This window comes from Ureibacillus acetophenoni, from assembly GCF_900220965.1.
In the GTDB taxonomy this organism is placed as follows: Bacteria; Bacillota; Bacilli; order Bacillales_A; family Planococcaceae; genus Ureibacillus; species Ureibacillus acetophenoni.
Map to the genome: position 1 here is coordinate 114,438 of NZ_OBQC01000010.1, position 19,672 is coordinate 134,109.

Sequence of the window (19,672 nt, forward strand, 5' to 3'; positions counted from 1 at the left end):
AAAAAATGAAGAAGAGAAATGTTTGTTTAATTTTTTTTGTGATTTTACTCGGCACACTATTTGGCTGTTCGGCGAATAAAGAAAGCTTTGATGATAGAAATATTAGTTTCTATATTGTTGAAAAAGAAGCAACTGCAGAGTATGAATCTTACAGATTCGAAATCGCAAACAATACTGGATATGAGCTAACTCACTTAATCTTTAATTTAAGTTATCCAATTAAAGAGTTAAATGGTTCAAAAAGTAATCCGTACGAGATAGAAGGAAAACCAGTTAACGCAGATCTACACGTCAATCTGAAATCTGGCGAGACAATGACCTTTTTAATTGATGCGCCTATAAAAGAGGTATTTGGGGATACGGATTTACTAGATATTGAATATCCAAATATTAAGTTAAGAGGATATTATAAAGATGGAAAAGAGGAAATCCCCTTTGGAATATCTGGTGGATTGAGCGTATTAATTGCGGAATAAAATGTGAAGACACTGATCTAATAGGGTCGGTGTTTTTTTATTGTTCAAATTCCCATATACATCCGCAAGTTGCTCATAAACCCCAGGAAGTCGCTCATAAGTAATAAAAAGTCGCTCGTAACCCCCAAGAAGTTGCTCATAAGTAATAAAAAGTCGCTCATAAACCCCAAGAAGACGCTCATAAATGAAAAGTTGCTCGTAATCCTCAGAAAGTCGCTCATAAGTGAAAAGTTGCTCATAAACCGCATGAAGTCGCTCATAAGTGAAGAAAAGTTGCTCGTAATCCTCAAGAAGTTGCTCATAAGCTATGAAAAGTTGCTCATAAACCACATGAAGTCGCTCATAAGTGAAGAAAAGTTGCTCGTAATCCTCAAGAAGTTGCTCGTAATCCTCAGAAAGTTGCTCATAAGAGATTAAAAGTCGCCCGTAACCCCCAAAAAATCGTCCACAAGCCACAACAAACTTCAAGCTTAATTTCACCTAGCTTACGATTCTATTGTGCTACTATTGATAAGTAGTACCTTTATAGAGGAGACATCGGAATGACTGTAAGGAAAAATGAAAAATTAATTATATTAGCTGTGGCATTGGGTGTTATCCTAAATCCTTTAAATACGACGATGATTACAGTCGCGTTGCCAGCTATTCAAAAGGATTTCGAATTGAGCGCAACAAATATTTCATGGTTAATTGCTTCCTACTTTATTATCAGTGCAATCTTTACACCGTTAATAGGGAAATTAAGTGATATATATGGAAGGAAATTAATCTTTTTAATAGGTCTTGGACTAGTCGTGGTGTCTTCGGTTTTAGCACCGCTATCACCGAATTTGCCTATGCTCCTTGCAATGCGCGGAATTCAAGCAATTGGGACATCAGCACTCTTCCCAGCTGGTGTGGGGATTGTCCGTAATACCATTCAACACAATCAAAATCGCGTCATCGGGACATTAGCTGTATTTGCAACAACCTCGGCTGCATTCGGACCTACGATAGGTGGAGTGCTCGTCCAGTTCGGTGGATGGCCGATTATCTTTTACGTAAACTTGCCGATTCTTGCCATCGGAATAGTTTTAACGTTGATGTTTATTCCGAAAGATGAGAAAAACAAGGCTACATCTTATAAGTTAGATATCATTGGAATTTTATTATTTAGCTTATTTATTACTTGTTGGATGATCTTTTTACTTGGACTCGAAAACGGCGTTCAATTTGTAACATTAATACTTGCCATTGGATTAACGGTTGTTTTCTACATGTATGAGAAAAGAAGAGAAGAACCGTTTATTGATGTGAATTTCTTCAGAAAAAACTTAAACATTACTGTTATTTATGGGCAGTACATATTATCAACAGTCATCTTCTTTGCCGTGCTGCTAAGTTTCCCGACATTCATTCAAATCGTGTTAGGGGAAAGCTCTCAAATGGCGGGAATCGTGATGCTGTCACTTTCTATTTTCGCAATGATTATGACACCGGTCGCTACGAGATGGATGGAGCGGGCAGGATTTCGAATTCCGCTTTTGGCCAGTGTTCTAGTTGGATTAGTAGGAGTGATCTTATTATTCACCGTGAAGGATGATTCTTTATTAATCTGGGTGGGAGTCGTTCTTGCGGTTACAGGGATTAGTAACGGAATACAAAATATTGGTCTGCAAAACTTGTTGTACACTTACATCGCGCCAGAGGAAAGTGGAATTGCATCAGGTCTCTTGATGACATCGCGCTTTATTGGAAATATTTTAGCTTCAAGCATTTACGGTGTGGCCTTCGCTACAGGTATGAGCGTAGCAAATATGAGTACAATGGCGATAGGGTTACTGGTTGTTGCAGTTGTACTGGTGCCAGGGATGATTTTTGTTACAGTGAAAGAGAAGACGAGTGAAAGTTGAGTAATTGGCCAATTACTGAGTTATTGGAAACAATACAAGGTCAAATAAAATAATTAAAGGGTTTTGTTCAGTAGCGGTTGCATAATGGACAAAACCCTTTTAAATTCTCCGGATAATGTCCATTAACACAAGTCTATTGGACAATACGTCATCATTTTCGAAGTGAAATGTCCATAATCACTGCTCTAATGGACAAAACGGCATCAATTTCGGAGCGAAATGTCCATAATAACAGGTCTAATGGACAAAACAGCTTCAAATTCCAAGCGAACTGTCCATAATCACTGCTCTAATGGACAAAACAGCTTCAAATTCCAAGCGATCTGTCCATAATAACATGTCTAATGGACAAAACAGCATCGAATTCCAAGCGAACTGTCCATAATAACGGGTCTAATGGACAAAACAGCTTCAAATTTAGAGTGAACTGTCCATAATCACTGCTCTAATGGACACAACAGCTTCAAATTCCAAGTGAACTGTCCATAATCACTGCTCTAATGGACAAAACGGCATCAAATTCCGAGTGAACTGTCCATAATCACTGCTCTAATGGACACAACAGCTTCAAATTTCCAGCGAACTGTCCATAATAACAGGTCTAATGGACACAACAGCTTCAAATTCCAAGCGAACTGTCCATAATCACTGCTCTAATGGACAAAACGGCATCAAATTCCGGGTGAACTGTCCATAAACACTTCTCTAATGGACAAAACGGATTCAAATTCCGAGCGAACTGTCCATAAACACCGCTCTAATGGACAAAAGCCATTCATTTACCAAGCCTACTGTCCATAATCCCCAACTATAGGTTCGTGCTTATCAAAACCTCTCAACTATGAACCAGCCCATTCACAGATCGTACACTTTTTCCATAAAGGATTAACACCACCATTTGTTGAACTATTCAACAAAAGGGGAGTGACCACATGTTAAAAGCAATCTCGGATTTACCAAAAGATAAAAAAATCGCCGGGGTGCACTGTGTTCCAATAACGGAAAATGGCTGTATTGTAATGGCTTGGGATAAAGAGGAGCAAATTTTGACGACAATTGGTGGGCGACTAGAAGGGGAAGAAAGTATCGAAGAAGCGTTAGAACGTGAATCCTTTGAAGAAGTAGGGATGACCCTACATGCTGAAAAGATCCCCTTTGCCGCTTGGTACTGGGAATCGACGGATACATATACAATCTGGTTTTTGGTGAAGGTAGATCAGTTTTTACCGTATTCCTTTGACTTTGAAAAAACGGGCTATGTCATCTTTAATTTCGAAACTGCGAAGCAAATGATTTCGAAATTGGAACCAAACAACCCAAAGAGAATCGAAATCCTTAATTTAGCTTACGAAAAAGCCCGGGAGCTTAATTGGTAATGGGACATTTCCCTAAAGAAAGACCGAATCTTCCATCAAGTAGTATCGTATAAATAATAATGCACAGAAGTTAATGAAAATAAAGAAGCAAAAATCCAAAAGAATTTATTGCTCCTTCATCAATTATTCTTTTTCAATTTCTTCTCTACCTTATCTTGACCGAAAAAATTCTTAATAAGAAAGAACCCTGCAATTAGCGTAAGTAAGCTTAATACATCACCAAAATTGATAGAAAAACTAAAGTGGTTATTAACCGTTACTTCTTGTCTTGCTTTATCGTTACCTTTTGAGGTTTTTTCTTTATTTTCCAATGCTAGCCCTCCTAATAGTTTCTATTTCTATCATAATTATACTTCCTATATTTAACAATATATGAAACAATAAAAACTTGTATGATACTAAATAATTAAGCCTTTCTGAAGAATAAAAAGAATCGAGGTTAACCTATGTCTAGTAAAATTGTTCAATTGAATGAAAGTTATATAGATTCCGAAGAAAAACAACAATCATTATACAAACGAACATTAATGGTTGTTAGTATTTCGCAAGTTTTTGGTGGTGCAGGATTAGCAGCTGGAATTACAGTTGGAGCTCTTCTTGCGCAACAAATGCTCGGGACGAATGCATATGCTGGACTTCCCACAGCCTTATTTACTTTAGGGTCAGCAGGGGCTGCTCTACTTGTCGGAAGACTTTCTCAATCCTTTGGTCGGCGTACCGGTCTGACAACAGGATTTTTGCTTGGTGGGCTAGGTGCGATAGGGGTCATCATTGCAGCAATCATAAGTAATGTATTTCTATTGTTTCTTTCTTTACTTGTATATGGGGCAGGGACAGCAACCAATTTACAAGCTCGTTATGCAGGGACGGATTTAGCAAACGTTAAACAGAGGGCGACAGCAGTTAGTCTAACGATGGTTTTCACAACATTTGGTGCAGTTGCCGGCCCGAACTTAGTAAATGTAATGGGGAATGTAGCTGTTTCTATTGGTGTTCCTTCACTTGCAGGACCATTTATTTTATCGGCAGCCGCTTATATCCTTGCAGGTTTAGTGCTTTTCATCATGCTTCGTCCAGATCCATTACTCATCGCAAAGACAATTGAAGAGTCCAAAACACAACAACCTGAAAAATTACATACAGCCACAATTGAACAAGTAGTTAATAAAAAAGGCATTTTTGCAGGCGCTACAATTATGGTACTTACGCAAATCGTCATGGTAGCAGTGATGACAATGACTCCTGTACATATGAGACACCATGGACATGGTTTAGGTGAGATCGGTCTCGTAATAGGGTTTCACATAGGCTCCATGTACCTTCCTTCTTTAGTAACAGGTTTCCTTGTTGATAAGTTAGGACGCATTAAAATGGCGGTATCCGCAGGAATTACTTTACTTCTAGCAGGTATCGTAGCTGCTCTTGCACCAGGGGATTCTATTGTTCTACTAGTAGTTGCCCTTTCTTTACTAGGATTAGGGTGGAACTTTGGGTTAATCAGTGGAACTGCACTTATTGTGGATTCAACGGAAACGTCAACACGAGCGAAAACCCAAGGAACAGTGGATGTTTTAGTTGCTCTATCCGGAGCTACTGGGGGAGTCTTATCAGGAATGGTTGTTGCTGGTTCAAGTTACGAAACGTTATCAGTTGCTGGAGGGATTTTAGCATTGTTACTGATCCCGGTTGTAATTTGGTCAATTGGCAGTAAAAATAAACAATAATGAAAACACTACTAATCTATTTTCAGGTTAGTAGTGTTTTTTTGACTTTATGCCGAACCGCTGGGCACAAGGGTCTCACCCATTATTCCACAGTTAAATTCCAGTTTTAACACCAAAACCTACTAAAATTAAACCAGTTGATTTTTGGAATACCTTTTGAAATTTGGGGCTATTAAGCCATTTCTTTGCGTAATCAATTATGCCAACAAGGGTTAGAAACCATAATACAGCTAGTGAAGTTAAGATTGCTGCTAACATGAACAATTGCTGATTTACGTTTTCGTTTAAATCGATAAATTGAGGCATAATTGTTATATAAACCAACACTGTCTTTGGGTTCAGAACATTACTAAGTAACGCTTGCATAAAGGATTCTCTATTGTGATGAGTTGAAGAATTGGTTAGTGTATTTGCTTGCGATTTAATTTCCTCTAAAGAAAATACACTTTTAGCGAAAATACTTTTGATCCCTAGATAAATTAAGTATGCTGCTCCCAAGTATTTAATTGTACTGAAAAGAAATACAGACTTTGCAATAACGACAGATAAACCAAGAATAGCGATCACTGTCCAAAATGTAAGTCCCGTTGCCATCCCAAGAACTGTATAGCGGCCAGCCTTTGGACCATAACTGAGCGTATTTTTCACTAATAACATCGTATCTGCTCCAGGAATAACAACCATCATTGTAGCAATTGAAATGTAAGTTAGTAAGCCTTCCATGTTTTTTCTCCCATCCCTTTTGTAGTGGCTACCAAAGTAACTACCTATAATGAGTATATCAAAGGGATTTTGGAATTTTCAATAAGTTTGTTAAAATAATAGTTACTAAAGTAGCGACTATTATTTTGTTGGAGGATCTATGAAAGAAACCATTTTCGAAACATTAAAGAATCTTAGTTTTACCGAATATGAGGCGAAGGCGTATCTTGCTTTATTGGAAGAATCTCCGTTAACTGGATATGCAGTAGCGAAAAATTCTGGTGTACCACGGTCAAAAATATATGAAGTTCTAGATAGTCTTGCTGTACGAGGAGATATATTGGTTAGTCCAGGAAACACGCCACAATATACTCCTGTTCCTGCAAAGGAGCTAATTAAAAACCGCCGTAGAGTAGCAGAAGAGAACTTCGAATTAGCGGAAAAATCATTAGCAGAGTTCGAACGCTCTGCAAGCGACCGTGAAAATATTTGGAATATTACGGGAAGCAATGAAATACTCGCTAAAGTAAAACAGTGTATAGCATCTGCCAAGAAAAGAATTCTCATAGAAGTTTGGAAAGAGGAATTTGAAGAACTGGAGCCAGATCTTAGAAAGGCAGCAAATAGTGGAGTCAACGTAACGATTATTGCTTATGGAAAAATCGCCTCTGATTTCGCAAATGTTTATCTTCATTACATGGGAGATAAAATTACGGATGAGTACGGTGGGCGATGGATTGTTGTAAGTGCAGATGATTCAGAAGTGGTTGCAGGCATTGTCTCTCTTGGGAAGGATAGCCGTGCTGCCTGGACAAGGCATGTCGGTTTAGTCATGCCCATAACAGAAGTCATCATTCATGATCTATATCTCATGGAAATTATGGAGAAACATCGAGAACTGATGGAAGAAAGTTTTGGAGAAAACCTAGTGAATTTACGTCGTAAGTTTTCTATTTATCCAGACTTTAAAAAACATTATTTTAAATAAATTGTTAGGACAAGGAACTGCCCCTTGTCCTATGATTCTCTGTCTTTTACTTAATTATCTCTAACAAACTCTCTAACTGATTGATTTCATAAGTAGGTTTTATAGAAGTATGATTTTCTTTTTGTGTCGGATTGAACCAACAAGTATCAATCCTGAAGTTATTGCCACCTTGAATATCGGAAGTCAATGAATCACCAACCATTAGCACATTGGATTTATCTGTAATCTGTAACTGATCAAAGGCATAATCAAAAATCTCCGTCTGCGGTTTCTGGAATCCAGCCGATTCAGAGATAATGATCTGTTCAAAAGCATCTTTTAACGGAGAATTATTAATTCTTGCTGTTTGTACATTTGTGAATCCATTTGTAATAATTGCTAATCGTTTATGAGATAGCCCCTTAACAACCTTTTCAGCACCTTGCACGAGGTGCGATTGCTCACCAAGGAACTTTAAATACTCTTGATTAAATAAACTAGCGTCCAAATCAAGTGCATGTTCCTCAAATAATCTTCGGAATCTTTCAGAACCTAGTTCCCCCAGGTTCATCTTTCCATTCTCTAACTCTCCCCATAATACTTTACTAATTTCTTTATAGCTTTTTTTGTACAGCGCCAAGCTACCGACTAAATTGTACTGATCAAAAACTTTATGAAAAGCTGCTTGCTCAGATTTCGCAAAATCAAAAAGCGTGTCATCTACATCGAAAATGATAATCTCGTAATTTTTCATTTTGTCATCTACCTTCAATTCTGTTTCAATAAATCCTCTCACACAAACTATTGATATTCAAGGAGGCGCGGCGACAGTGTTGAATCAAGGAGAAAGCGATTATGACAATTAGATAAAGTTTCTTCCCTTGGTAAGAAAAGGATTTATTTTTTCACCCGCGAAACTTTAGAAATTAAGTACATAGATTAAATAAAGTAAACAAATAGAATCGGGGAAATGAATGCGTTCAATTAAATACTTTTTTATACATTTTTTAAGTGAGCCATGGTGGTTTAAGCTATTAATTATCGCCACTTTGTTTAGCTCAATTTTCTTTAGTAGCTTCCTCTTCGAATCCCAACCTTACTTACAAAGTTTCGCTAAGTTAGCTGCAGCTGTTTTCTTTGGTGCCTACGGTTATAAGATGAGAAGAAGTCGAATGCACTTTAGAGTATTCTCTTCCTTGGCTCTACTCTGTATCGTTTTAGCAATACTAGAGCTTTTATGGTAATGGAAAAGTATTTCAACTGTTTATCACAAGGCTTAATAGATTATTTCCCCAATAACCAAAAAGGATTTACTAAAAGATATAAGGAGGAAAACAGATAAAAGCAGCCATTTATAAATCCTATGGCCCACCGGAAGTACTGGAGATAACAGATGTTGAACGGCCAACCATCAAAGATGAGGATAGGGTGTTGATTAGAGTGCATAATGCTTCGGTCAATCCATATGACAATCTGTATCGAAAGGGATATTTGCCAACCAGGTTAGGGAATGGTCTTTCAAAACCCAAATCTCTAATTTTGGGAATAGATGTTGCGGGAACCGTTGAAGCAGTCGGCAAAAATGTACAAAAATTTAAGGTTGGAGATCGTGTTTTCGGGAGTTGTGTTGGGTCTCATGCTGAATTTGTCTGTCCTCGCGAGGGAGTTCTAAGTATTATGCCGAAAAACGCAACTTTTGAAGAGGCGGCTGCTATACCATGTGCTGCTCAAACAGCGCTACAAGCTTTAAGAGATGTAGCACAGATAAAGCAGGGCCAAAAGGTTTTGATCTATGGTGCATCAGGTGGTGTTGGGCATTTTGCTGTTCAGCTTGCAACATACTTTGGAGCTGAAGTAACCGCAGTTTGTAGTACTTCGAATCTTCAGTGGGTTAAAAATCTTGGGGCAGAACACATGATTGATTATACGAAAGAAGATTTCTCTAATAACGGAAAAAAATACGATGTTATTTTGGATGCGGTTGGTAAGCGTACCTTTTTCAATAGTAGGCGTTCTTTAACTGAGAAAGGTGTATACATTACTGAAAATCCACTCACCCCCAAGTACCACCCATTTCAGTTAATGATAAGTCCTTTATTTGGTGGCAAAAAAGCGAAGAACCATCTCGCAAAACCTAATGACAAAGATTTAGATTTCCTGCGATTGCTTGTAGAGGAAGAGAAAATAAAACCTGTTATAGAGAAATGCTATCCATTAGATCAGATTATACAGGCTCACAAACATATTGAAAGCGGCCGCACAAAGGGGAAAATTGTCCTTAAAATCAATATAGAGTGATTGCAGCGGGCATTAATCCAAAGAGGGATTAATGTCCTTTTTGTTGTAGCATAATACTTAACTAAATGGTTGAATATTAAAAGACTATCTGTTATATTCAACCATATGGTTAACCAAAATAATGAACAATTAAACGAAATTTTTCATGCTTTAGCTGATTCAACGAGAAGAGAAATGGTTCAGATGATGGCGGAAAGAGAAAGGACGGTTTCTGAATTAGCAGAACCATTTGAGATGTCCCTTGCTGGAATATCAAAACATATTAAGGTTCTTGAACGAGCAAATTTAGTGGAAAGGAGTATTAATGGAAGAACTCACATCTGTCGATTAAATACTGAAACATTATCTCAAGCTACTAAGTGGTTACAAACTTATGAGAAGTTTTGGAACAATCGTTTTGATCTACTGGAATACGAGTTAATGAAAGCGAAGAAGAAAGAAAACTAAACATTGAAGGAGAACTTTATGACGAACATTTCAACAACAACATTAACAATGAAACGAGAATTTAACGTACAACCTGAAAGAGTTTTTGATGCATGGTTGAATCCATTAATGATGAAAAAATGGTTTTTCACATTAGAAGGAACGAACAAAGTTGCTCAAAATGACGCTAGAGTTGGTGGTACATGGGAAATCGTAGACCACCGAGGGGGAAAAGACTATCGAGCAGTAGGTGAGTACCTTGAAATCGACCCACCAAACAAAATAGTATTCACTTTTAAAATGCCTCAATTTAGTGAATTACAAGATATTATTACGGTTGAATTAAAAGAAACTTCTGCAGGCTGTGAAATGACGTTTACCCAGCTAATCCACGTTGAAGAAGAAGAAAACTGGACAGCAGCAGATCTTGAAAAAGCTCTTGGTGAATACCATGATGGTTCTGAACACGGTTGGAACTTAATGTTCATGGGTCTGAAAGAACTTGTTGAAACGGGATCAATCAGCTACAAAGGCTAATCTTCATAGACAATGGTGTTCGTGTTCATAACAAACCCTTTCCGCCGGAGTTGCTCATAAGTATCCTGAAATTGCTCGTATCTCATGAAAAGTTGCTCGTAAATAGGCTGAACTTGCTCGTAAACTTACAAAAGTTGCTCATAACCAAACCTATGCTTTCGGAGTTGCTCATAAGTATCCTGAAGTTGCTCGTATCTCATGAAAAGTTGCTCGTAAAAAGGCTAAACTTGCTCGTAAGCTTGCAAAAATTAAATGCCCTGAATAGAGGCATTACTAATATCATTTAATTGAAAGGTGGACAAACAATGTCAAAAGTAACACCATTTTTAATGTTCCAAGAAGGAAATGCAGAAGAGGCAATGAATTACTATACATCGCTAATAGAGGATTCAGAAATAAAAAGCATCGTTCGCTATGGAGCCAATCAAGGCGGTGAAGAAGGGACTGTAATGAATGCAGTCTTTTCATTAAAAGGTCAGGAATTTATGTGCATTGATAGCAATATAAAACATGAATTTACCTTCACACCTTCATTTTCAATCTTTATTAATTGCGATACTGAAGAAGAAATAGACATTCTTTATGAGAAGCTAAGTGATGGTGGCGGAGCTCTTATGCCTTTAGGCGATTATGGTTTTAGTAACAAGTTTGGCTGGCTCGTGGATCGTTTCGGTGTATCTTGGCAACTGGATTTAGCAAAATAATAAACACAATGAATTAGGCGTTTCTCTTAGAGGAGAAATGCCTTTTTATTGAGCAAAAGTTTGTTTTTAGATAAAATTACCAAAATTGGAACCTTAACTAATTCCATCCGTATAAGAACTAGGGGAGAAAAAAGTCGAACATAACCTAGGGGTGATAGAAATGAAAGAAAAGCTACATAACGAAAAATCTCGAAAGAGAAAATACATATTTTATTCAGTAATTGGAATAGCGATTTTGGCGGTAGGTGTAACACTACTGTCAATGAATCTACTTAAAACAAATGAACATGTGGAATCCGGAGAAATCGACCAGGTGGCCGATACTCAAGACTCCCAACAAGTAGAAGAATCACAAAACTTTCGAATGTTTGATGATCGAACAGTAAAAATTACGAAATATGAAATGTTCCATAGAACTCCAGCATTTTATTCCCTTGAAGAAGTTGAGTATTTTAGCTTAAGTGACACGATTGAAAAATATGCACTTTTCCACCATTTGGATAAACATGGTTATGAAATGGATGAGGCTCGTCGTGACCGCATGCGTGAATGGGTTCGAGGGACATTCGAGTATGACAAAAAGGATCCAGCGTTAAATGATTATTTTAATAAGATGTTCCACGTACTTCGTATTACTGAAGAAGATTATATTGAACATTATTTATTAGTCAATAAAGAGTACGAGTTGCTTGAAAATGACATGTACGATAAAAGAATTGGTTTAGACGAAGATGGTGGCTATTACTTTATGGATGCGAAAATGGACTACTTAGAACTCGCCGGTATTTCACAATTGCAGTTAATGAAACTTTCAGAGAGAATTCCAGAACGACTAGAACCAATGGATCCACAACCGGAATTACCTTATCTAGCAGAAGATTCGTACCTACAAGTAACTAAAAATGAAGAAGGGGATTATATTTTTACAAACCCAAGTTATATCTCAATGAGACTAGGTGAACAGTATGAAGAACTTTGGACAGAGTTGGAATACCGTATTGTAAAAGATGTTTTAACGCGTTTCTCCTTAGAACGTTATAAAGCTGCAGTGGCATCCTACGAAAATGATGATCCGCAAAAAGTGGAAGCAGCAAAAGAGCTTGGAGAAATATTAGAAATTCTCGACCGCTCTGTGGATAAAAAATTCTATTAATCTCTCAAAAGGTTGATTAGGGAGGGAAGGTTATCGATACAGAAAAGAAAAAACTATACCTATCTATGATTCTTGGCTCTATTGGAATGATCCTATTTGCACTAGGGGGAATCCGATTTGCAATATTAACTTTCGATGTAGAGGGTTATTTATTATCTGTAATCGGCTTTTCCATAGTCATTAACTATATTTATAGTCTTGAAAAGAAGGCCGGAATTAGTAATAAATTCATTTGGATTCGATCAGGTGTATTAATACTAATTGTCGCTGTTATTTCCTATTCCTTATATTTGTAGATTAATGAAGTACCTTTTAAAGTTATAAAGCTACTTAGATAATATGTCAGAAAAATAGAGGGGGATTTAGTGAAAGAGAAAAGATCGAAATCCTATATAATTGGCATTGTTGTAATTGGACTTTTATTATCATTTAAATCTTTTTACGATCATAGAGAAAGAAATTTAGCTGATGAACTGAAGTATGATCAAAAGGATTATGAATCTTTAACGGCTATTAAAACTGTTCTGGAAGAAGAGGACCATAATGACTGGGTCACGTCAGACATTGAGCCAATGGAAGAGTTGATAAGTTTCTTAAGTCAATACGATGTGAAAAAGGTAAATGAGACTCAATTCAACGAAATTGCGAACGATGACTTGAGATTTGTATTCGCAATATACAATTTTAGAGAAAAATCAAAATTCGTTGGGGTATCGGAAAATACAGTTACTTTAGACGAAGTTATCGGAAGAGGAAAAATATATTTTAAAGTAGTAAACGGTCCAATCGATATGGAGTGGATTAACAGTTATTATGAAAAATATGGGGAGTTGTATAGAGACTAGCATAACTAAAATGTCACTAAATAAAAACAAGGGGAGTTGAAGTGTATGAGTAAAAAGAATAGTCTACTATTTTTCCTAACCTTAATTATCGAGGGAGTTATCACCTTTTTAGTCGCAAGTGCGTTCTCGGTTCGATTTATTGAAGTAATGGGGATTCTCGGCGCAGTAATTTGTGCCTTAATCTATTTATTAACAAGTGGAGGCGGCTCTGTATCAGACTTCTTTACAGCGAGAAATGCAGCCATTACAGGAATCATTCAAAAAAGAGAAAGCTTTGTATTTAAGAGGGGGCCTGTGTTTTTTGCTTCCCTAGTTTACTTTGGTGTAGGCTTAATTTTCTTTATATTGTTAGTGAGCTCAGTCATTCCTCCCGCGTGACAACGATTGATCTAAAAAAGAAATATATAATTCAATCTAGGCCTACACTAGTGAATAACAATAACAGTATTTAACAATGAAAGGAAACGATTATGACACTTCAACAATTAAAGTATGCCATTGAAGTCGCAAAAAGCCATTCTATTACTAAAGCGGCTCAAAACTTATTTATTAGTCAACCAAGCCTTTCGAATGCTATAAGGGATCTAGAACAAGAATTAGGCATTACGATTTTTTTACGAACTAGTAAAGGAATTACCATTACCCCTGAAGGAACTGAATTTTTAGGTTATGCACGACAAGTCGTCGAACAAGCTGAACTATTAGAAGCACGGTATGCAACTGTCCAACCGTCCCAACAGCACTTTTCTGTTTCTTCACAGCACTACGCTTTCGTAGTTAGTGCTTTTGTAAGGCTTTTTGAAGATTATCATCGAGATGAATATGAATTTACGTTACGGGAAACTAAGACCTATGAAATCATCGAGGATGTAAAAAATCTACAAAGTGAGATTGGAATTTTATATATAAACGAATTTAACGAAAAGGTTATTCGAAAATTTTTACGAGAAGCCAATTTAGAATTCTATCCATTATTTAAAGCGAACCCACACGTATTTATCCATGTTGGGCATCCGCTTGCACACTATCGTTCCGTCACACTAGCGGATTTACATCCGTATCCCTACTTATCCTTTGAACAAGGCGAATTTAACTCCTTTTATTTTTCAGAGGAAATTTTAAGTACCGTTTCACGCCCTAAAAATATTAAAGTAAGTGATCGGGCGACACTATTCAACTTGTTAATCGGTCTAAATGGCTATACGATTTCGACCGGGGTTATTAGTCAAGAGTTAAATAAAAATATTTGCTCAATTCCTCTTGAAGTCGATGAAACGATGACTGTTGGCTATATCGTACATAAGCATATAACAATGAGTAAACTCGCCACTGTCTATATAAATTATTTAAAAGAAACGATTCATGATGAACTAAAAGTATAATTGCTCCGAGCTATAGCTTTTACCTATACCACCTGATACTTTTTACGTGTTTCCCTTTAGTTAAATTCCGATGATATGATGAATTCAACTTAAATAAGTTGAGTGTCAAGGAGGAAATGAAAATGTGTGAAAAATTTCAAATCGTGGGTAGTTTATTACGCCCTCAAGAATTATTAGATTACAAAATTAAAATTGAACATCGTGATGATATTACCTATCCTTTTTATAATGATTTTGAAGGTTACGAAGAAGTAGAGTTAGCCTCTATTCAAAATGTTGTAAGAAAAGAAATCGAAAATAATATTTCGGTTGTGACAGATGGCGAGCATTCGAAATCATTATGGCACTTGGATTTTGTTTGGGGTATAGAAGGATTCGAGCGCTATATTGCAGATCATGGTTATTTCTTTAAAGACTTCGATGGAAATTCTCACTATGAAACACGCAAAGATATTGGTTTACGTATTACGGGTGAACTAAGCGGGAAAAACCACCACTTTATCGAAATCTACAAAAAACTGAAAGAAAGTGCTGGCGATCACGAAACTAAACTGTGCATCCCGTCACCATCACATATTTTGGGTGAGTTGTCTTTCTCAGATAATTTCGGACCAGATGCTTTCTATAAAACAAAGGATGATTTAAAACAGGCCTTAGCTAAAGCTTATACAGAATTTGTAGAAGAATACGCAGCAGTTGGCGGAGAAATATTACAATTCGATGATTGCTTATGGCAACTTTTTGCTGATGATAACCCGAACTCACCATTTACGGGCGAACATATTAATCAAGACGAAGTTCAAGCATTAGCAACTGAATTTATTGAGATTAATAATCAAATTATTGAAGTAGGGCATCGTCTAGGTTTAAAAATGTGGACACATAATTGCCGTGGAAACTACGATTCACGTAATATGGGTGCAGGATCTTATGTAAAAATCGCCAACCTATTTTTAAAACAGCTCAACTATGACCGATTCTTCTTAGAGTGGGATGATGAGCGTGCGGGTTCATTAGAAGCATTGGCTGTATTCAAAGACAAACCAAATGTAGAAATTGTTTTAGGATTATTATCATCTAAAACTAATTCATTAGATAACGAGGAACGTGTACTAAAAATGCTCGACGAAGCATCAAACATTATCGACAAAGACCGTCTGTTTCTTTCACATCAATGTGGCTTTGCTTCTTGTGATGGAGGAAATGAACTAACTGAAGCTGAACAGTGGGCAAAAATTCAGCAAGGACAACAATTAGCTAGACAATATTGGGGATAATCTTCCTCATTCACAAACAATACGTAAATTCTTGTATGTACAGAATTTACGTATCTTTTTATCTGAATTTTCAATTAGGGGGGAATCTAATCAATTATTTTTCGCTCTCTTTTATTCTGCAAAACCCTTTTAACGGTCATTCGGATATGTTTAAACGGGAATGGGAAAATATCAACAAGATAAAAAATTGAGGTCTTCAAAATAAATTGTTTAGGGAACATAGGAGGTGTAACGTATGAAAATCAATAGAATCGATCATGTCAGTATCAACGTAAATGACCTTGTAGCGGCTAAAGCATTTTTTGTTGATTTAGGACTTGAAGTTAAAGCGGAATGGGAATTGGAGGGGGAACAGTTAGACAGAATCGTTGGGATTCATGGTGTGAAAACGCGTGTGTCGGATTGGGAATGCCAGATGGCCAGGCATGGTTAGAGCTAGTTACATTTATTTCGCCAGAAGATGAAAATGCTAGCCAGAAACCATCTGCAAATACACTAGGTATTAGACATATTTGCTTTAACGTTGAAGATATTGAGGCTATCGTTGAGAAAATGAAAAAGAAGGGCATAGAAACCTTTAGTGAAATAGAGCAAAATGGAGAAAGTTATAAGCTATGCTACGGCCGTGGTCCAGAGGGAATTATATTAGAGTTGGCTGAGAATATCAGATAAATAAAATGAACTATCAGGGGCTTTACTTCAAGAAGGAGTGAAGCTTTTTTAATTAATCAACCCCAAATGATAAGAGCTTGTTTCTAGACAAAAAAATGCGAATCTCCGGAAAAGTGTCAAGAAACCGGTTGTTTCTAGACAAAAATCTGCGAATCTCCGAAAAAGTGTCAAGAAACCGGTTGTTTCTAGACAAAAATCTGGGAATCTCCGGAAAAGTGTCAAGAAACCGCTTGTTTCTGGACAAAAAAATGCGATTCCCCAAAAATGTGTCACAAAACACTATTACTCGCGCAATAAAAGCACCCGAAAGTTAGAAATCAACAGACTTTTGGGTGCCTTGTGCTTAATAAAACTTACGACAACTTTTCTTCCGTTACCTTAACTAAACCTTTCCTCGAAGATACAAATACTGCAAGCGCGGCTATAATCAACATTCCACTCAAAACTAGAAAACAGATAATAATCATTTCTGAAGAAATCATTTTCGTAAATAGCGCAAGGGCGATTAACCTAAATAATAACCCTGCAGTTCTGAATAAACTATCTACTCGCCCGATGATTTCGTTTGGAATATGATCCATCATGAACGAATTCCTGGCCACACGCGTCCCGCAGTTTCCTAGTGCAAGGAAGAACATGAGAGATAAATAGATCGGTAGTGAAACAAATACGATGAGTGAAATGGCAACGCAATATAAAGCAACTCCTACTATCATGGTAGATTCATTGCCAAATTTTTTAGCTATGACCGGTATTGCCATTCCCGCAGTGATTGCCCCAATTGCATAAATCATATTCTCCAACGCATAAATGTCGCCCGACACTTTCATTACATCTGATAAGTAAACCGGAAACAAATAGTTTGTAATCATTACCCCCAAGAAGGGCATTGTAGAGAAAAAGAGGAAAATGAACAACGCGGGTCTTTCCTTCAAGTACAGTAAGCCATCCCAGCCACTTTTACGTTTATTCACTTTCTTCGTTACCTTCATTTTCTGGTAAGGTAAACGTAAGTAAAAATAAGCTGCAGCTGCGTAAGATGCAACATTCAGTAATAAAATAGACTGCAACTCCCAATGGATCAGCAAGAAGCTCGCTACCGCACCGGCAATCATACTTGAAAGTTGCCCTTGCACCTCCATCGTCCCGTTCAATGACTTATATTGACTCTTATCAAAGATTTCCTGATTCATGGCAAACATCGTAGGGTAAAAAATTGTGTAATAAAGACTCCCAATCATAAAAATGACAGTGTAATGCCAAATAGTATAAGTTTGCCCAGCAAATCCTAAGATCGCAAAAATTAAGATTGCCAATAGGCATAGCATTTCACTAGTTAACAAAAGGCTTTTTCGAGAAACCCGATCCACTAACGTACCAATATAAGGTGTAATTATAAAATTTAGTAATGTCATACCTAAAGTAATAAAACCAAATAAAACATTCCCATTCTCACTTGTTACTAACAGCCAAGGAACGGCAATCATCGTAATTCCGGTTCCAATAGAAGATGCAATATTCGCCATGAGGATTAATCGGAAACGTGCATCTGTTATAATACCTTTCATAAGCCCAACCCCTTATACAAGTTAAAAATACCAAGCCCACCAACTAACTGAATTGTATCCTAACACATGGTTGACAGAGCTCAGTCAGAAGGCTGAACATTTTCTCGTAAAAGAGACTGAAGAGGGAATTATTTGAATAAAATTAACTACCAAAAGGAAACAGAAAGACTAGCAATTAGTCCGCTAAAATCTACATAATTATCAGTTTTAGAGTTAAGGAGTGATTATAATTGGATAAAAAATATTGCCCTATATGTAAAGAGGAAAACAGGTGTATGACAAGTGTCGATGAACAGGGGAACTGCTGGTGCTTCGCAGAAGAATTTCCTAAAGAAATCTTTGAATTAGTTCCTGAAGAAAGTAAAAGAAAACACTGTATATGTAAAACATGTTTAAATAAATATAAGGAAGAACTTTCAGAAGCAACCCGTCCTAGTTAGAACGGGTTAGCTTTACTGAGATCATAAAATTAAGGAGCTATATTGTCACTCTATATTCCTTCATCCTTTGGCTAGGTTGAGTCTTTCTCCACCCATAAAATTGCATAACGTCTTTGAATCATATAAATCATCTCAATCTCCACCTTTCATGTTTTTTTTATGAACAAAATTAAAATTGACGGAAATAATTTTCTACTTTGCTTCGGTTCTCTTCAAAGATTTTTTTCACACGTTCATTATGAAGTGCTTTCTCAAGAGAAATTTCACGTTTTGTAATTGTGATTGTTAGCGAAAAAATGTGCAATATCATATATATCACCTCCTTAAAATACCCTAAAAATGGAAAAAAACCGTAGAGAGAATCCCCCTACGGTTAAAAAAAGGCACAAAAATACCGTAGGGACACAATTCTCCCTACAGTATGGGTATGCTTAATTAAAAAAAAGTCTTAAGCGATCCATTCCGATCTGGTCGAATTTGTGATTTTCATTTTTGAAGTTGTATCTACTAATGAATGTAATTTAACGATAACGATCATTTTATTCGACCTCCTTAAGATTTTTTATTTACTTTGTAATTATATCCATCTTTATCCTATTTGTAAACATTTTTTTCCAACATTTTTTGAAAAGTGTTAATGGCCAGAAAAATTTTTGCTGTTTTACATTATTACTTACCATATTACTTCGGAGGAGCAAATAGAAGATAAAGAAGTAATAAAGCAAAAAAAATTAATAAAGCGGCAATTTTGTTTAAAAAAAGATATATATGTTTTACGGAAAATATAACCAACACTATCTAAATCTATCCTGCATTATAATTACTAGGAGTATATTTGGGAGGAACGTAATTAAAATGGGGGCGGGTATATTATTACTAATAGTAGGTATTGTTGTAGCAAAACTCCCAGGAATGGTGTGGTTTTTTGCAGTAGGGTGGTTATTTAAGGACGCTGAACCAAGTGATAGTGCTATAAAGTTTTATCGGTATATTGGGATTTTTTTATTTATTATAGGAGTAATTTCAATAATAGACAGTTTATAATAGCAAGTTGCTAGATTCTAACGAGGGCATTAATCTAAAAAGGGTTAATGCTCTTTTTGTTGAAACAAATAAACTATCGGGGCAGGTTAGTTGAAGTAATGGAAGGAGCTCTTTAATAATGACTTGTTCGTTATTATTAAGTTTACATCGATCACTATTGGGTGCCATTCCTAAAAAACTTAAAAGAAT

General features: G+C 36.5%; 25 protein-coding genes. 19 read left to right on the plus strand and 6 right to left on the minus strand.

Annotation, left to right across the window (positions count from 1 at the left end):
• Window positions 1-5 precede the first annotated feature (5 nt).
• The gene (locus tag CRO45_RS13530; RefSeq protein WP_097150165.1) at window positions 6-476 is read left to right on the plus strand and encodes a hypothetical protein; all 471 of its coding nucleotides are present in this window, start codon (window positions 6-8) and stop codon (window positions 474-476) included.
• On the opposite strand, the gene CRO45_RS13535 is transcribed toward CRO45_RS13530, so the two are convergent.
• A complete protein-coding gene (locus CRO45_RS13535; RefSeq protein WP_097150166.1) occupies window positions 462-944 on the minus strand; it encodes a hypothetical protein in 483 nt (160 codons plus the stop codon). The two genes, CRO45_RS13530 and CRO45_RS13535, sit on opposite strands and share 15 nt — an antisense overlap.
• 74 nt (window positions 945-1,018) lie before the next feature.
• Between CRO45_RS13535 and CRO45_RS13540 the strand changes: the two genes are divergently transcribed.
• Both CRO45_RS13540 and CRO45_RS13545 read left to right on the plus strand, forming a co-directional pair.
• Entirely contained in the window at window positions 1,019-2,368 is a 1,350-nt protein-coding gene (locus tag CRO45_RS13540) for an MFS transporter (protein WP_097150167.1), read from the plus strand.
• Window positions 2,369-3,300: 932 nt separating this feature from the next.
• Complete coding sequence (locus CRO45_RS13545) at window positions 3,301-3,744, plus strand: NUDIX hydrolase (protein WP_097150168.1); 444 nt, start codon at window positions 3,301-3,303, stop codon at window positions 3,742-3,744.
• 119 nt (window positions 3,745-3,863) lie between these two features.
• Here the strand turns inward: CRO45_RS13545 and CRO45_RS13550 are convergent, their stop codons facing one another.
• Window positions 3,864-4,055, minus strand: coding sequence for a hypothetical protein (locus CRO45_RS13550; RefSeq protein WP_097150169.1), 192 nt, complete (start codon window positions 4,053-4,055; stop codon window positions 3,864-3,866).
• A gap of 135 nt (window positions 4,056-4,190) precedes the next feature.
• On the opposite strand from CRO45_RS13550, the gene CRO45_RS13555 reads away from it, so the two are divergent.
• Entirely contained in the window at window positions 4,191-5,468 is a 1,278-nt protein-coding gene (locus tag CRO45_RS13555; RefSeq protein WP_097150170.1) for an MFS transporter, read from the plus strand.
• Between the two features lie 93 nt (window positions 5,469-5,561).
• Here the strand turns inward: CRO45_RS13555 and CRO45_RS13560 are convergent, their stop codons facing one another.
• Entirely contained in the window at window positions 5,562-6,191 is a 630-nt protein-coding gene (locus CRO45_RS13560; protein ID WP_097150171.1) for a homoserine/threonine efflux transporter, read from the minus strand.
• 139 nt (window positions 6,192-6,330) lie between these two features.
• Between CRO45_RS13560 and CRO45_RS13565 the strand changes: the two genes are divergently transcribed.
• Window positions 6,331-7,158 carry a TrmB family transcriptional regulator gene (locus tag CRO45_RS13565; RefSeq protein WP_097150172.1) on the plus strand — a complete coding sequence of 276 codons (828 nt, stop codon included), beginning with the start codon at window positions 6,331-6,333 and terminating at the stop codon, window positions 7,156-7,158.
• A 46-nt stretch (window positions 7,159-7,204) separates the two neighbouring features.
• Here the strand turns inward: CRO45_RS13565 and CRO45_RS13570 are convergent, their stop codons facing one another.
• Entirely contained in the window at window positions 7,205-7,891 is a 687-nt protein-coding gene (locus CRO45_RS13570; RefSeq protein ID WP_097150173.1) for a YjjG family noncanonical pyrimidine nucleotidase, read from the minus strand.
• Between the two features lie 220 nt (window positions 7,892-8,111).
• On the opposite strand from CRO45_RS13570, the gene CRO45_RS19935 reads away from it, so the two are divergent.
• The 12 genes from CRO45_RS19935 (at window position 8,112) to CRO45_RS20465 (ending at window position 16,431) form a co-directional block, all read left to right on the plus strand.
• Window positions 8,112-8,381: a hypothetical protein gene (locus CRO45_RS19935; RefSeq protein WP_141400334.1), complete on the plus strand. Its 270-nt coding sequence runs from the start codon at window positions 8,112-8,114 to the stop codon at window positions 8,379-8,381.
• 184 nt (window positions 8,382-8,565) lie between these two features.
• A complete protein-coding gene (locus CRO45_RS13575) occupies window positions 8,566-9,435 on the plus strand; it encodes an NAD(P)-dependent alcohol dehydrogenase (protein WP_235864596.1) in 870 nt (289 codons plus the stop codon).
• A gap of 69 nt (window positions 9,436-9,504) precedes the next feature.
• Entirely contained in the window at window positions 9,505-9,882 is a 378-nt protein-coding gene (locus CRO45_RS13580) for an ArsR/SmtB family transcription factor (protein ID WP_235864597.1), read from the plus strand.
• Between the two features lie 18 nt (window positions 9,883-9,900).
• Window positions 9,901-10,398, plus strand: a complete 498-nt coding sequence (locus CRO45_RS13585) for an SRPBCC family protein (RefSeq protein ID WP_097150176.1) — start codon at window positions 9,901-9,903, stop codon at window positions 10,396-10,398.
• A 305-nt stretch (window positions 10,399-10,703) separates the two neighbouring features.
• Window positions 10,704-11,102 carry a VOC family protein gene (locus CRO45_RS13590; RefSeq protein ID WP_097150177.1) on the plus strand — a complete coding sequence of 133 codons (399 nt, stop codon included), beginning with the start codon at window positions 10,704-10,706 and terminating at the stop codon, window positions 11,100-11,102.
• A gap of 160 nt (window positions 11,103-11,262) precedes the next feature.
• A complete protein-coding gene (locus tag CRO45_RS13595) occupies window positions 11,263-12,255 on the plus strand; it encodes a hypothetical protein (RefSeq protein WP_097150178.1) in 993 nt (330 codons plus the stop codon).
• 365 nt (window positions 12,256-12,620) lie between these two features.
• On the plus strand, window positions 12,621-13,100 hold the full coding sequence (locus CRO45_RS13605; RefSeq protein WP_097150180.1) for a hypothetical protein: 480 nt from the start codon (window positions 12,621-12,623) through the stop codon (window positions 13,098-13,100).
• A gap of 45 nt (window positions 13,101-13,145) precedes the next feature.
• Window positions 13,146-13,478 (plus strand): hypothetical protein, encoded by a 333-nt coding sequence (locus tag CRO45_RS13610; protein WP_097150181.1) that lies wholly within the window; start codon window positions 13,146-13,148, stop codon window positions 13,476-13,478.
• 92 nt (window positions 13,479-13,570) lie between these two features.
• Entirely contained in the window at window positions 13,571-14,482 is a 912-nt protein-coding gene (locus CRO45_RS13615) for a LysR family transcriptional regulator (RefSeq protein WP_097150182.1), read from the plus strand.
• A gap of 122 nt (window positions 14,483-14,604) precedes the next feature.
• Window positions 14,605-15,759, plus strand: a complete 1,155-nt coding sequence (locus tag CRO45_RS13620) for a uroporphyrinogen decarboxylase/cobalamine-independent methonine synthase family protein (protein WP_097150183.1) — start codon at window positions 14,605-14,607, stop codon at window positions 15,757-15,759.
• Window positions 15,760-15,994: 235 nt separating this feature from the next.
• Complete coding sequence (locus tag CRO45_RS20460) at window positions 15,995-16,192, plus strand: VOC family protein (RefSeq protein WP_408057149.1); 198 nt, start codon at window positions 15,995-15,997, stop codon at window positions 16,190-16,192.
• A complete protein-coding gene (locus CRO45_RS20465; RefSeq protein WP_408057150.1) occupies window positions 16,168-16,431 on the plus strand; it encodes a VOC family protein in 264 nt (87 codons plus the stop codon). The genes CRO45_RS20460 and CRO45_RS20465 overlap by 25 nt, the downstream gene beginning before the upstream one ends.
• Before the next feature lie 353 nt (window positions 16,432-16,784).
• Here the strand turns inward: CRO45_RS20465 and CRO45_RS13630 are convergent, their stop codons facing one another.
• A complete protein-coding gene (locus CRO45_RS13630; RefSeq protein WP_097150184.1) occupies window positions 16,785-17,999 on the minus strand; it encodes an MFS transporter in 1,215 nt (404 codons plus the stop codon).
• A 230-nt stretch (window positions 18,000-18,229) separates the two neighbouring features.
• Between CRO45_RS13630 and CRO45_RS13635 the strand changes: the two genes are divergently transcribed.
• Window positions 18,230-18,439 carry a cysteine-rich CWC family protein gene (locus CRO45_RS13635; protein ID WP_097150185.1) on the plus strand — a complete coding sequence of 70 codons (210 nt, stop codon included), beginning with the start codon at window positions 18,230-18,232 and terminating at the stop codon, window positions 18,437-18,439.
• 169 nt (window positions 18,440-18,608) lie between these two features.
• Here the strand turns inward: CRO45_RS13635 and CRO45_RS13640 are convergent, their stop codons facing one another.
• On the minus strand, window positions 18,609-18,749 hold the full coding sequence (locus tag CRO45_RS13640; protein ID WP_097150186.1) for a YrzI family small protein: 141 nt from the start codon (window positions 18,747-18,749) through the stop codon (window positions 18,609-18,611).
• Between the two features lie 545 nt (window positions 18,750-19,294).
• Here CRO45_RS13640 and CRO45_RS13645 point away from each other — a divergent pair.
• Window positions 19,295-19,483, plus strand: a complete 189-nt coding sequence (locus tag CRO45_RS13645; protein ID WP_097150187.1) for a hypothetical protein — start codon at window positions 19,295-19,297, stop codon at window positions 19,481-19,483.
• Window positions 19,484-19,672 lie beyond the last annotated feature (189 nt).

What these genes read in the sequence shown, in the direction of transcription:
- CRO45_RS13530 (WP_097150165.1), top strand. Translation starts at nt 6, where the DNA reads ATGAAGAAGAGAAATGTTTGTTTAATTTTTTTTGTGATTTTACTCGGC.
- CRO45_RS13540 (WP_097150167.1), top strand. Translation starts at nt 1,019, where the DNA reads ATGACTGTAAGGAAAAATGAAAAATTAATTATATTAGCTGTGGCATTG.
- CRO45_RS13545 (WP_097150168.1), top strand. Translation starts at nt 3,301, where the DNA reads ATGTTAAAAGCAATCTCGGATTTACCAAAAGATAAAAAAATCGCCGGG.
- CRO45_RS13555 (WP_097150170.1), top strand. Translation starts at nt 4,191, where the DNA reads ATGTCTAGTAAAATTGTTCAATTGAATGAAAGTTATATAGATTCCGAA.
- CRO45_RS13560 (WP_097150171.1), bottom strand. Translation starts at nt 6,191, where the DNA reads ATGGAAGGCTTACTAACTTACATTTCAATTGCTACAATGATGGTTGTT.
- CRO45_RS13565 (WP_097150172.1), top strand. Translation starts at nt 6,331, where the DNA reads ATGAAAGAAACCATTTTCGAAACATTAAAGAATCTTAGTTTTACCGAA.
- CRO45_RS13570 (WP_097150173.1), bottom strand. Translation starts at nt 7,891, where the DNA reads ATGAAAAATTACGAGATTATCATTTTCGATGTAGATGACACGCTTTTT.
- CRO45_RS19935 (WP_141400334.1), top strand. Translation starts at nt 8,112, where the DNA reads ATGCGTTCAATTAAATACTTTTTTATACATTTTTTAAGTGAGCCATGG.
- CRO45_RS13585 (WP_097150176.1), top strand. Translation starts at nt 9,901, where the DNA reads ATGACGAACATTTCAACAACAACATTAACAATGAAACGAGAATTTAAC.
- CRO45_RS13590 (WP_097150177.1), top strand. Translation starts at nt 10,704, where the DNA reads ATGTCAAAAGTAACACCATTTTTAATGTTCCAAGAAGGAAATGCAGAA.
- CRO45_RS13595 (WP_097150178.1), top strand. Translation starts at nt 11,263, where the DNA reads ATGAAAGAAAAGCTACATAACGAAAAATCTCGAAAGAGAAAATACATA.
- CRO45_RS13610 (WP_097150181.1), top strand. Translation starts at nt 13,146, where the DNA reads ATGAGTAAAAAGAATAGTCTACTATTTTTCCTAACCTTAATTATCGAG.
- CRO45_RS13615 (WP_097150182.1), top strand. Translation starts at nt 13,571, where the DNA reads ATGACACTTCAACAATTAAAGTATGCCATTGAAGTCGCAAAAAGCCAT.
- CRO45_RS13620 (WP_097150183.1), top strand. Translation starts at nt 14,605, where the DNA reads ATGTGTGAAAAATTTCAAATCGTGGGTAGTTTATTACGCCCTCAAGAA.
- CRO45_RS20460 (WP_408057149.1), top strand. Translation starts at nt 15,995, where the DNA reads ATGAAAATCAATAGAATCGATCATGTCAGTATCAACGTAAATGACCTT.
- CRO45_RS20465 (WP_408057150.1), top strand. Translation starts at nt 16,168, where the DNA reads ATGCCAGATGGCCAGGCATGGTTAGAGCTAGTTACATTTATTTCGCCA.
- CRO45_RS13630 (WP_097150184.1), bottom strand. Translation starts at nt 17,999, where the DNA reads ATGAAAGGTATTATAACAGATGCACGTTTCCGATTAATCCTCATGGCG.
- CRO45_RS13640 (WP_097150186.1), bottom strand. Translation starts at nt 18,749, where the DNA reads ATGATATTGCACATTTTTTCGCTAACAATCACAATTACAAAACGTGAA.
- CRO45_RS13645 (WP_097150187.1), top strand. Translation starts at nt 19,295, where the DNA reads ATGGGGGCGGGTATATTATTACTAATAGTAGGTATTGTTGTAGCAAAA.